Origin of the sequence: Actinosynnema sp. NPDC050436 (genome assembly GCF_040655415.1) — a bacterium.
Taxonomy (GTDB): Bacteria; Actinomycetota; Actinomycetes; order Mycobacteriales; family Pseudonocardiaceae; genus Actinosynnema.
This window is the reverse complement of record NZ_JBFAJV010000010.1, coordinates 247,958-259,490: the sequence shown is the minus strand read 5'-3', so window position 1 is coordinate 259,490 and position 11,533 is coordinate 247,958. Positions and strand designations below refer to the sequence as shown.

General features: G+C 72.8%; 13 protein-coding genes and 1 riboswitch. Of the genes, 9 read left to right on the top strand and 4 right to left on the bottom strand.

The features are described from left to right. Positions 1-150: 150 nt before the first annotated feature. Positions 151-939: a SigB/SigF/SigG family RNA polymerase sigma factor gene (locus tag AB0I60_RS24410; RefSeq protein ID WP_360733211.1), complete on the bottom strand. Its 789-nt coding sequence runs from the start codon at positions 937-939 to the stop codon at positions 151-153. After that, positions 936-1,361, bottom strand: coding sequence for an ATP-binding protein (locus AB0I60_RS24405; RefSeq protein WP_360733210.1), 426 nt, complete (start codon positions 1,359-1,361; stop codon positions 936-938). Before AB0I60_RS24405 ends, AB0I60_RS24410 begins: the two co-directional genes overlap by 4 nt. A 151-nt stretch (positions 1,362-1,512) precedes the next feature. Here AB0I60_RS24405 and AB0I60_RS24400 point away from each other — a divergent pair, with 151 nt between their 5' ends. Further along, positions 1,513-2,331: an ATP-binding protein gene (locus AB0I60_RS24400; protein WP_360733209.1), complete on the top strand. Its 819-nt coding sequence runs from the start codon at positions 1,513-1,515 to the stop codon at positions 2,329-2,331. Here AB0I60_RS24400 and AB0I60_RS24395 read toward each other — a convergent pair. Next, complete coding sequence (locus AB0I60_RS24395) at positions 2,258-2,695, bottom strand: STAS domain-containing protein (protein ID WP_360733207.1); 438 nt, start codon at positions 2,693-2,695, stop codon at positions 2,258-2,260. The two genes, AB0I60_RS24400 and AB0I60_RS24395, sit on opposite strands and share 74 nt — an antisense overlap. 432 nt (positions 2,696-3,127) lie before the next feature. On the opposite strand from AB0I60_RS24395, the gene AB0I60_RS24390 reads away from it, so the two are divergent. From AB0I60_RS24390 to gcvP, 8 genes are all read left to right on the top strand, one after another. Next, the gene (locus AB0I60_RS24390; RefSeq protein ID WP_360733206.1) at positions 3,128-3,367 is read left to right on the top strand and encodes a hypothetical protein; all 240 of its coding nucleotides are present in this window, start codon (positions 3,128-3,130) and stop codon (positions 3,365-3,367) included. A 196-nt stretch (positions 3,368-3,563) separates the two neighbouring features. Beyond that, positions 3,564-4,151: a CDP-alcohol phosphatidyltransferase family protein gene (locus AB0I60_RS24385; RefSeq protein WP_360733205.1), complete on the top strand. Its 588-nt coding sequence runs from the start codon at positions 3,564-3,566 to the stop codon at positions 4,149-4,151. Positions 4,152-4,190: 39 nt separating this feature from the next. After that, positions 4,191-4,592, top strand: a complete 402-nt coding sequence (gene gcvH / locus AB0I60_RS24380) for a glycine cleavage system protein GcvH (RefSeq protein WP_360733203.1) — start codon at positions 4,191-4,193, stop codon at positions 4,590-4,592. Between the two features lie 113 nt (positions 4,593-4,705). After that, positions 4,706-5,170: a glycogen accumulation regulator GarA gene (gene garA, locus AB0I60_RS24375; RefSeq protein WP_015103832.1), complete on the top strand. Its 465-nt coding sequence runs from the start codon at positions 4,706-4,708 to the stop codon at positions 5,168-5,170. Beyond that, positions 5,167-5,886 (top strand): MerR family transcriptional regulator, encoded by a 720-nt coding sequence (locus tag AB0I60_RS24370; protein ID WP_360733200.1) that lies wholly within the window; start codon positions 5,167-5,169, stop codon positions 5,884-5,886. Before garA ends, AB0I60_RS24370 begins: the two co-directional genes overlap by 4 nt. Positions 5,887-6,028: 142 nt before the next feature. Continuing rightward, positions 6,029-6,502 (top strand): bifunctional nuclease family protein, encoded by a 474-nt coding sequence (locus tag AB0I60_RS24365; protein ID WP_015103830.1) that lies wholly within the window; start codon positions 6,029-6,031, stop codon positions 6,500-6,502. Between the two features lie 650 nt (positions 6,503-7,152). Further along, the gene (locus tag AB0I60_RS24360) at positions 7,153-7,716 is read left to right on the top strand and encodes a MerR family transcriptional regulator (RefSeq protein WP_360733198.1); all 564 of its coding nucleotides are present in this window, start codon (positions 7,153-7,155) and stop codon (positions 7,714-7,716) included. Between the two features lie 165 nt (positions 7,717-7,881). Beyond that, a riboswitch (glycine riboswitch) is annotated at positions 7,882-7,972 on the top strand. Positions 7,973-8,127: 155 nt separating this feature from the next. Then, positions 8,128-11,016 carry an aminomethyl-transferring glycine dehydrogenase gene (gene gcvP / locus AB0I60_RS24355; protein ID WP_360733196.1) on the top strand — a complete coding sequence of 963 codons (2,889 nt, stop codon included), beginning with the start codon at positions 8,128-8,130 and terminating at the stop codon, positions 11,014-11,016. Between the two features lie 97 nt (positions 11,017-11,113). Here the strand turns inward: gcvP and AB0I60_RS24350 are convergent, their stop codons facing one another. Then, positions 11,114-11,518, bottom strand: a complete 405-nt coding sequence (locus AB0I60_RS24350; protein ID WP_360733195.1) for a DUF3224 domain-containing protein — start codon at positions 11,516-11,518, stop codon at positions 11,114-11,116. Between the last annotated feature and the right edge of the window lie 15 nt (positions 11,519-11,533).

The window sequence follows — 11,533 nt, the reverse complement described above, 5'->3', positions numbered from 1 at the left end:
CGCCCCGCGCCGGCGCGGCGGCGGGTCGTCCCCCCGCCCGCCCGCCCGCTCCGCCGCCGGGGGGCCGGCCGCGCGCCCCCGCGCCCCCGGGCCTCTGTCACGCGCACGGGCCACTCGGCGTGCCTCGGCACCCCGGACGACCGGTGGGACTCACTCGGTCAGGCCGTCGCGCAGTTGCCGCAGCGTCTTGGCGAGCAGCCGCGACACGTGCATCTGCGAGATCCCGACCTTCTGCGCGATCTGGGTCTGCGTCATGTTGCCGAAGAACCGCATCACGACGATCTTGCGCTCCCGCTCCGGCAGCTTCTCCAGCAGCGGGTGCAGCGCCTCGCGCTGCTCGATCGCCTCGATCTCGGGGTCCTCCTCGCCCAGCGTGCTGCCCAGCGAGATGGAGCTCTCGTCGGCCGTCAGCAGGTCGTCCAGCGACGCGCTGTGGTAGGCGTTGCCCGCCGCCAGGCCCTCGTGGATCTCCTCGCGGGACAGGCCCAGGTGCTCGGCCAGCTCCGACGGGGTCGGCGCGCGCCCGAGCTGCTGGGACAGCCGCGACGACCCGGCGTTGATCGCCAGGTGCAGCTCCTTGAGCCGCCGGGGCATCCGGACCGACCAGCTGGAGTCGCGGAAGTACTTCCGCACCTCGCCCATGATCGTCGGCACCGCGAAGGACAGGAAGTCGCTGCCGCGCTCCGGGTCGAACCGGTCCACGGCGTTGATCAGGCCGACCGTCGCGACCTGCACCAGGTCGTCGTAGGGCTCGCCCCGGTGGCCGAAGCGCCGGGCGATGTGCTTGGCCACCGGCAGGTGCTCGGTGACCAGCTCGTCGCGCAGCCGCTCCCGCTCCGGCAGCCCCTTCTCCGTCGCGGCGAGCCGGACGAACAGGGGTGCCAGGTGGTCGTAGTCCCCCTGCGAACGTGTCGTGCCCCCGTTTTCAGCCGCCGTCACGCCGTCCCCTGCGACCGCTTGACCAGGTCGATGTGCACCTCGTAGGCGTCCGACCGGGGCGCCACCCAGGTCGTCACGGAGTCCACCAGCGCGCTGAGCACCCGCCAGCCGAAGCTGTCCCGGTCCGGCGGCGCGGACCGCTTCGACCCGACCGTGGCGAAGACCTGCACCGCCCCGCCCGACACCAGGAACCTGGCGCTGAGCACCGCGCTGGGGGCGGCCAGCGAGATCAGCGTGGAGCACGCCTCGTCCACCGCCAGCTTCAGGTCCTCGATCGAATCCAGGTCGAAGTCCTGGCGCATGGCGATGTCGGCCGCCACCGCACGGACGACCGACAGCTGCGTGGGATCGGCCGCCATCCGCAACTCGACCCCGGCCAAGGGGTCATCCGACTCGCCGCTCTGCGGCTCCGTGTGCGACACGCTCACCTCATCGTCCGTTCTGTCTCGATGGTGCTGAAGCTATCGATACCCGATTGGATCGGTCCTCACACGTGTAAGGGCCGTTCGTACTGGGAAGACTCGTTGGTGCGTCGCCAGGGGTGTTCACTGGGGCGTGTCACTGGGAGGCCACTTGAGCGAAAGACTCGCGGACCGCCACTGGGGGGTGGAGATCCCCGCCGTGGCGACGCTGCTCGCACAGGCCCGAGGGCAACTGGACGCCTGGCTGCTCCACCTCGGCGTGTCCGACGACGACCGGTACGACCTGGTCATCGCCGTCAACGAGGCGATGAGCAACGCCGTCGAGCACGCCTACCCGCCGGGGCGACCCGGTCGGGTCCGGATCACCGCCGACGCCCGGCCCGACGGCCGGGTGTGCGTGGTGGTCGCCGACGACGGGACCTGGCGGGTGCCGCCCGCGACGCTGTCCGACCGGGGCCGGGGCCTGCTGCTGATGCGCGAGAACGTGGACGAGGTGCACGTGGAGCGGGCCGCCGGCGGCACGCGCGTGACGCTCGTCATGGCCGCCCTGCACACCACCCGGGGCACCTACCGGCCCTCGCCGCTGGACCAGGTCCGCGTGGTGGAGCGGTCCGGGTGGGTCGAGGTGGTCGTGCTGGGGGACGTGCCCGCGCGCGACGGCCCCGCCGTGCGGCGGCGCATCCTGACCGCCGCACGCGGGGGTTCCGTGCCCGTCGTGGTCGACCTGAGGGGCCTCGGCAGCCGGGCCGAGGGCCTCGTGCGCAGCCTGCGGGGCATCGCCGAGGCCGCTGCGGCGGCCGGCAACCGCCTGGTCGTGCGCGCGCCCGAGCACGGCCCGGCGCACACCGCGCTCCTCGCGGCCGGCGTGGACCAGGTCGTCGACCTGGTGGCGCACGCTAGCCCGCCGACGATTCGCCGTCCGCCGCCCGCACCGCCGCCAGCGCCTCGGCCACCGAGCCGTGCACGCTGAAGACCTCGCCCAGACCCGTCGCGGCCAGCGGCCTGATCACCGCCCGCTCCACCGCGACCACCCGGAACGCCGTACCGCGCCGCTGGGCGTGCTGGGACGCCTCCACCAGCACCGCCAGCCCGGCTGAGCCGAGGAAGCTCACCGAGGACATGTCGAGCACGAGGGTGTCGCCGCCGTCCAACCGGCCGAGCACGTCCGCGCGCAGTTCGGGGGCGGTCAACATGTCGATCTCTCCGCCGACTGCCACGACCGTGACACCGTCCGCCGGGTGGTCCACCGAGCGGACCACCCGCGCGGTACGCGTGCCGTCCGCGGCGGACCCGGTTCCGCTCGTCGCCACGACGTTCGGATCCTGCACCGTCACGAGGACTCCTCTTCACCTGTAACCGCTGGGGAGGGAAGCCCAGGTGTGCGGCAAACGCCGACGACGAACATGCAGCGTGGCGACACTTGTGGCCCGTAAACCGGAGCTTCCCCGGCGCGGCTGTTTGCTCAACCGCTGCGCCAACCACCGTACGGAGGCCCTTCGGGCATCACAAGCGGGCAGATGGCGTCTTGATCAGTTCCAGTGTAGTCGGCCGGTCGTCCGGCGGCGGATGACGCGCGGTGAACGGTTCGACCTGCGCCCGGCGGGCTACACCCCGGGGGAAGCGCGCCGCGCAATTCGGCGACCGGATCGCCCGATGGGCGAGACTCGCGCAATTCGGAGGTGGCGGACGCCACAGTTCGCGCACAATCTGGACGTGGGGACAGCGCCGCGACCGTCGCGGGCGACACCCGTACGGAGGGATCGACGATGAGCACCACTACGGAAACCGAGTCCGAGCCCGCGAAGCGCAAGGCGGCGCGCGCCCGCACCGCGGGCGCGGCACCGCTGCCCACCGCCCCGTGCAGCGTGGTCTGGAGCAAGGGCCACGCCTACGTGCTCGAAGGTTTCCGAGCCCGCTGGGTCGGCGTGGACGACCGCGGTCGCCCGCAGGCGCTCAGCGGCGAGCAGTTGCAACGCCGGGGCTGGAGCCGCACCCGGTCGCACTGACCGGACCGCGACCCAACCCCTCCCGCCGAACCCTCGGGCTCCCCGTGCTGACCGCGCGCCGGGTCCCCCAGAGCCCGAGGCCCCGGGTGCCCGCACGCCCCTCTCCGCCCACCCTCCCCACCCACCCGGGCTGCCCGCTGCCCGGAGAACACCCCGTGCCGCACCCGCCGCCCACCGGCGGCTCTACAGTTCGGGTGTGCCGCACGACCCCGCAGACCGGTGGCTGACCATCCCGAACGCGCTCAGCGTGCTCCGGCTGCTCGGCGTCCCGCTGTTCCTGTACCTGCTGCTCGGGCCGCAGGCCGACGGGTGGGCGGTGGTCGTGCTGGTCCTCGCGGGCCTGTCGGACTGGCTGGACGGCAAGCTCGCCCGCTGGCTGGACCAGATGAGCCGGCTCGGCGCGCTGCTCGACCCGGCCGCCGACCGGCTCTACATCCTGTCCACGCTGGTCGCCTTCGTGGTCCGCGACATCGTGCCGTGGTGGGTGGCGGCGGTCCTGGTCGGCCGGGAGCTGGTGGTCGGCGCGTGCCTGCCGGTGCTGCGGCGGCGCGGCTACGGGCCGTTCGAGGTCACCTACCTGGGCAAGGCCGCGACCTTCAACCTGCTCTACGCGTTCCCCATGCTCCTGCTCGCCCAGGGGACGTCCACCGCCGCCCAGGTCGCCCGACCGGTGGCCTACGCGTTCATGGTGTGGGGCGGTGCGCTCTACTTGTGGTCGGGGGCGTTGTACGTGTACCAGTTCTCCCTCGCCCTGCGTCGACCGCCGGGGGTCGTACCCGCCTGAACGGGGCGTGGGAAGATCCGGCAGCGAAGATCCACCGTCATGAAGGAGCACACCGCGGTGATTCCCGAGGAGCTCAAGTACACCGAGGAGCACGAGTGGGTGTTGCGCACCGGTGACGACACCGTGCGCATCGGCATCACCGACTACGCCCAAGAGCAGCTCGGCGACGTCGTGTTCGTCCAGCTCCCGGAACTCGGGGAGCAGGTGGGGGCGGGCCAGACCCTCGGCGAGGTCGAGTCCACCAAGAGCGTGTCGGACATCTACGCCCCGCTCGCGGGCGAGGTCGTGGCCCGCAACGACTCCCTCGACCAGCAGCCCGACCTGGTCAACTCCGACCCGTACGGCGAGGGCTGGATGGTGGAGCTGCGCCTGGAGGACCCCACCGCGGTCGACGACCTGCTCGACGCCGCCGCGTACCAGGAGCTGGCGGCACAGGGGTGACGTCGATCTTCCGTCGGATCTTCGGTCGGTGGGGGAGCCGCTCCTCGGACCGGGGTTCGGGCACGATAGGTTCTAGCGGTCTCGACGGTTCCAGCAGCAGGAGGAGAGCTCAGGTGAGCACGAACGACGGGCCAGGCGTTCCGCCGGAGCAGTCCCCGGAGCGGACCTCCGTTTTCCGGGCCGACTTCCTCGCCGAGGTGGAGGGCGCCGAGGCACCCGCACAGGAGCCGGCCGTCGCCGGTGTCGACGCGCTGCCCGCGGGGTCCGCCCTGCTCGTGGTCAAGCGCGGCCCGAACGCGGGTTCGCGGTTCCTGCTGGACCGGGACACCACCAGCGCGGGCAGGCACCCCGACAGCGACATCTTCCTCGACGACGTGACGGTGTCCCGCCGGCACGCCGAGTTCCGCCGCGAGGGCGGCGAGTTCGTGGTCATCGACGTGGGCAGCCTCAACGGCACCTACGTCAACCGCGAGCCCGTCGACCAGGCGGTCCTCGCCAACGGCGACGAGGTGCAGATCGGCAAGTTCCGCCTCGTGTTCCTGACCGGTCCGGGCGCCGGGGGTCAGGGGGCGCAGTGACGGCGGCCGGGCGGCCACAGCGCGGGGGGCTGAGCATCGGCGCGGTGCTGGCGCAGCTCCGACCGGAGTTCCCCGACGTGACGATCTCCAAGATCCGCTTCCTGGAGTCGGAGGGGCTGGTCCGCCCGGCACGCACCGCCTCGGGGTACCGCCAGTTCACCTCGGTCGACGTCGAGCGGCTGAGGTACGTGCTGGCGGCCCAGCGCGACCGGTACCTGCCCCTGAAGGTCATCAGGGAGCACTTGGACGCGGCCGACGCGGCGGCCCCGGGCCGCGTGCTGCGCGCCGTGGACAGCTTGCCCGCCGCCGACCAGGCCGCCGGCGGGTCCGCGCCCCGGCTGTCCCGGGAGGAGCTGCTGGCCCGCTCCGGGCTGGACGGGGCGCTGCTGGCGGACCTGGAGCAGCACGGCCTGCTCAGGGCGGGCGCGGGCGGGTCCTACGACCAGGACGCCCTCCAGGTCGCCACCACCGTGCGCGCGCTGACCGGCCTCGGCCTGGACCCGCGCCACCTGCGAACCTTCCGCGCGGCGGCCGACCGCGAGGTCGGCCTCGTCGAGCAGGTCGTCGCACCCCTCTACCGGCAGCGGGACCCGCGAGCGCGCGGCCGTGCCGATGAAGTCGTCCGCGAACTCGCGGCGCTTTCCGTAACGCTGCACACACTCCTGGTGAAGACCGGGCTCCGCGACGTCGCAGGTGGTCGCGTTTCCCCCAGGTGAACCGGTGTCCGAATGGTGATCCGGATACCAGGTGGTTGCGCACAAGGCCCGCTTGGCGGGTAGCGTCGAAAGGGTACGTGGGGGATCCTCGTGGGATAGCGGGGACGCCAGAATTTCAGCGCGCTGAGGGAGGCGATACCCGATGAGCGAGATGCGCGTCGTCGGCGTGCGGGTGGAACTGCCCGCCAACCAGCCGATCCTGCTGCTGCGCGAGACCGAGGGCGAGCGCTACCTGCCGATCTGGATCGGGTCGGTCGAGGCCACCGCCATCGCCCTGGAACAACAGGGCGTGCGCCCCGCGCGGCCACTGACCCACGACCTGCTCAAGGACGTCATCGGGGCCCTGGGCCGCAACCTCGAACAGGTCCGCATCACCGACCTGCAGGAGGGCACCTACTTCGCCGAGCTGGTGTTCGACGGCGACGTCCGGGTGTCGGCGCGCCCGAGCGACTCGGTGGCCCTGGCGCTGCGGATCGGCGTGCCGATCCACGCGGAGGAGTCGGTGCTGGCCGAGGCCGGCCTGATCATCCCGGACGAGCAGGAGGACGAGGTCGAGAAGTTCCGCGAGTTCCTCGACTCGGTGTCGCCGGAGGACTTCCGGGGCGCGGACACGTAGCCCGGTCCCGGGCCGGGCGTGCCGCCGCGGCGCGCAGGTGGACGAGGTGGAGGCGGTCCGGCCCGGTGGGGTCGGACGGGCAGCCCGGAGCGGTCGCTCCGGGCTTTCGCGCGTTCGGGGCGCAGCGGGGCGGCAGCGGCCGGGTCCCGGCCGGCTGGGGAGTGCCCCGGGCGGTCCGGGACCCCGTGCCGGGAGCTGTTCGGGGGGCGCCGGGGGCCGTCCGGGCGGTCGGCCGGTGTGCACGACGGACGCTCGGTGGCGGGCTGTGAGTGGGCGTTTCGTCGGTTCGGGTGCCGGCTGCGCCACGAGGGGCCGGTGGTCCGGCCGCGAGTCGGGTCGGCCCCCCGTGGTGTGTGCGGTGAGTTGTGGATCAACCCGGTGTGCCACCCCCCGGTGTCACACTTCCGAATTACACAACGTCAGCGGTGATCGGCTAAACGATCACTAAACGTCACCCGAATGGCTTACGTCGGGCGTCTCTCTCAACCTCAACCTGAGGTTGAGGTGCGACACGCTCAGCGCGTCGCGTTGACCTGCCCCCTAGGCGGTCTTACCGTCGAACTCGGGTGAATTGCCACGGTGTGATTCCAACGCCGGGGCGGTTGCACGGTGGTCGCCGGCTGTCGTGGCCGGACCGAGGGGAGGCAGGCGTGGTCGAGGAAGCCATCCGGGCCGGATCCGGCGAACAGGGTGAGCTGTTCCCGGACTCCTCGCTGCCGGACGAGCTCGTGGGCTACCGAGGCCCTGCCGCGTGCCAGATCGCGGGCATCACCTACCGCCAGCTCGACTACTGGGCCCGCACCGGACTGGTCAACCCGACCATAAGGAGTGCCCAGGGCTCGGGCAGCCAGCGGCTGTACTCGTTCAAGGACATCCTGGTGCTCAAGGTGGTCAAGCGGCTGCTGGACACCGGGGTCTCGTTGCAGAACATCCGGGTCGCGGTCGACCACCTGCGCCGCCGGGGCGTGCAGGACCTGGCCCGGATCACGCTGTTCAGCGACGGCACGACGGTCTACGAGTGCACCTCGCCGGAGGAGGTCGTGGACCTGCTCCAGGGCGGTCAGGGGGTGTTCGGGATCGCGGTCAGCGGCGCGATGCGGGAGATCAGCGGCACCATCCACGAGTTCCCCGCCGAGCGCGCGGACGGCGGGGAGGTCGAGCACGCCCCGAACGACGAGCTGTCCCGCCGCCGGCGCACCCGCGCCACCGGCTGAGGCCCGCGCGCGTCGGTACCGCCAGGCCCGTCGGAGCGGTCCGGGGCGTCGGTCCGGCCGGGCCCCGCAGCCGCGACCCCGAAGTCCCGTGCCACCGGCTGAGATCCGCGTCGCGTCCGTGCGGGCCTGCGGGCCTGGTCCGGGTACCATTCGCGGGTAGTCGCTTTATCCCGCGCGGGAGAGTCCGAGCACGTCTCGGCGCCGAAGGAGCAAATCCTCCCCGGAACCTCTCAGGCGCAAGGACCGCGCGGGTGAGACGCCTCTGGAAAGCGGGTCGGTCCGCCGACCCCGCCGACGGTGCAAGCCCGGTCCGTTCCGACGGCCGGGTGAAGCTCTCAGGCGCCCCGACGGGCAGAAGACAGAGGGGGAGGGCAACGGCAGAAGTGTGCCCGTAGCCCCGGAGGCGTATCTATGACGCACGACCGCATCCCCCTCGCCGCTCTCGAGCACGGCACCCCCTTCGCCGACCGGCACGTGGGCCCCCGGCCGGCCGAGCTGGCCCGCATCCTCGACGTGATCGGCGTCGGCTCGCTGGAGGAGCTGGCGCAGCGCGCGGTGCCCGAGTCGATCCGGGAGCGCGACCTGGTGCTGGACCTGCCCGCGCCCGCCACGGAGACCGAGGCGCTGGCCGAGCTGCGCGCCCTGGCCGCTCGCAACAAGCCGCTCAAGCAGATGATCGGCCTGGGCTACTACGGCACCACCACCCCGCCGGTGATCCGCCGCAACGTGCTGGAGAGCCCGGCCTGGTACACCGCCTACACCCCCTACCAGCCGGAGATCTCGCAGGGCCGGCTGGAGGCGCTGCTGAACTTCCAGACCGTGGTGGCCGACCTGACCGGCCTGGCCCTGGCCAACGCGTCCATGCTGGACGAGTCCACGGCCGCCGCCGAGGCGATGACCCTGGTCCGCCGCGCCGGCCGGAGCAAGTCCGCCAAGTTCGTGGTCGACCAGGACACGCTGCCGCAGACGCTGGCCGTGATCGAGACCCGCGCCGAGCCGCTGGGCATCGAGGTCGTCACCGCCGACCTGTCGCAGGGCCTGGAGGGCCTCGGCCTGGGCGGCGACTTCTTCGGCGTGCTGCTGTCCTTCCCCGGCGCCTCCGGCGTGGTCCGCGACCAGGAGTCGCTGATCGCGGAGATCCACGCGGCCGGCGCGCAGGCCGTGGTGGCCGCCGACCTGCTGTCGCTGACCCTGCTGCGCCCGCCCGGCGAGATCGGCGCGGACGTCGTCGTCGGCACCACCCAGCGCTTCGGCGTGCCGATGGGCTTCGGCGGCCCGCACGCCGGGTACATGGCCGTCCGCGCGGGCCTGGAGCGCCAGCTCCCCGGCCGGCTGGTCGGCGTGTCGGTCGACGCCGACGGCAACCGCGCCTACCGGCTGGCGCTGCAGACCCGCGAACAGCACATCCGCCGCGAGAAGGCGACCAGCAACATCTGCACCGCGCAGGTCCTGCTGGCCGTGATCGCCTCCATGTACGCCGTGTACCACGGCCCGGAGGGGCTGCGCGGCATCGCCACCCGCGCCCACCGGATGGCGACCGTGCTGGCCGCCGGCCTGTGCGAGGGCGGCGTCGAGGTCGTGCACGGCGAGTTCTTCGACACCGTCCGGGCGCGCGTCGAGGGCCGGGCCGCCGCGATCGTGGCCGCCGCCCGCGAGCTGGGCGTCAACCTGTGGCAGGTGGACGCCGACACGGTGTCGATCGCCTGCGACGAGACGACGACCCGCGACGACCTCGTCGCGGTGTGGCGGGCGTTCGACGTGGCGGTGGCCGACATCGACGGCCTGGACGCCGACACCGCCGACGGCATCCCCGCCGACCTGCGCCGCACCAGCGACTACCTCACGCACCCGGTGTTCCACGCGCACCGCTCGGAGACCGCGCTGCTGCGCTACCTGCGGTCGCTGTCGGACAAGGACGTCGCGCTCGACCGCAGCATGATCCCGCTCGGCTCGTGCACGATGAAGCTCAACGCCACGGCCGAGATGGAGGCCATCACCTGGCCCGAGTTCGCCGAGCTGCACCCGTTCGCGCCCGCCTCCGACGCCGCCGGCCTGCTCTCGCTGGTCCGGGACCTGGAGTCGTGGCTGGCCGAGGTGACCGGCTACGACGCGGTGTCGCTCCAGCCCAACGCGGGCAGCCAGGGCGAGTTCGCGGGCCTGCTGGCGATCCGCGCCTACCACCGCGCCAACGGCGACGAGCACCGCGACGTGTGCCTGATCCCGTCCTCCGCGCACGGCACCAACGCCGCGTCGGCCGTCATGGCCGGGATGCGCGTGGTCGTGGTGAAGTGCGACGACAAGGGCAACGTCGACCTGGGCCACCTGCGCGCGACGGTCGACGCCCACCGCGACGACCTGGCCGCGATCATGATCACCTACCCGTCCACGCACGGCGTGTACGAGGACACCGTGCGCGAGGTGTGCGGCCTGGTGCACGAGGCCGGCGGCCAGGTGTACGTGGACGGCGCGAACCTCAACGCGCTGATCGGCCTGGCCCAGTACGGCAAGTTCGGCTCGGACGTGTCGCACCTGAACCTGCACAAGACGTTCTGCATCCCGCACGGCGGCGGCGGCCCCGGCGTCGGCCCGATCGGCGTGCGCTCGCACCTCGCGCCGTTCCTGCCCAACCACCCGTTGCAGCCGACCGCCGGCCCGGCGACCGGCGTCGGCCCGATCAGCGCCGCGCCGTGGGGTTCGGCGTCGATCCTGCCGATCTCGTGGGCGTACGTGCGGATGATGGGCGGCGACGGCCTGCGCCGTGCGACGCTGACCGCCGTCGCGGCGGCGAACTACGTGGCCCGGCGGCTGGACGAGCACTTCCCGGTGCTCTACACCGGCGAGGGCGGCTTCGTGGCCCACGAGTGCATCCTCGACCTGCGGCCGATCACCAAGGCGACCGGCGTGACCGTGGACGACGTGGCCAAGCGGCTGGCCGACTACGGCCTGCACGCGCCCACCATGTCGTTCCCGGTGGCGGGCACGCTGATGGTGGAGCCGACCGAGTCCGAGGACCTGGCCGAGATCGACCGGTTCATCGACGCGATGATCGCCATCAAGGGCGAGATCGACCGGGTCGGCTCGGGCGAGTGGCCGGCCGACGACAACCCGCTGCGCAACGCGCCGCACACGGCGGCGTCGGTGACCGGCGAGTGGGACCACCCGTACAGCCGCGAGGAGGCGGTGTTCCCGGCGGGCACGGCCGCCCCGAAGACCTGGCCCCCGGTGCGGCGCATCGACGGCGCGAAGGGCGACCGCAACCTGGTCTGCTCCTGCCCCCCGGTGTCCGCCTACGGCGGCTGACCGCCGCTCGTCCGCTCGACCGCCGCACGCCGGCAGGCACCCGATGCCTGCCGGCGTTCGCCGTGCCTGCCGGCGGTCGGGTGGCCGCCCCCCGGGGTCACGCCAGGTCGTAGTCGAGGGTGTAGCGGCTCGGCTCGGTCTGGTGCCAGCGGACGGTGCCGGTGCCGGTGAGGCCCGCCAGGTCGCCGCCGGCGGAGACGATCGTGAACGTGCCCTCGGCGACGCCGTCGCGGAACCCGCCGACGTGCTCCAGCACGAACGTGCCCGTGCGGCCGGCCAGCGTGCCGGTCACCACCTCGTAGCCGGTGGACCGGCACGACGCGTCGTCCGGGTAGGACATCAGGAACCGCATCTCGCCGGTCGCCTCCAGGTCGCCCCGGTAGGTCGTGGTCATGCCGCCGGTGGTCTGCTTCGGGCCGGTGACCTCGTCGTAGCGCTTGCCGTCCCAGGTGTGCTCGACCCAGTCGGCCATCCCGACCGTGCCGCTCGCTTCGGTGCTCATGCCGACGAGTCTGCA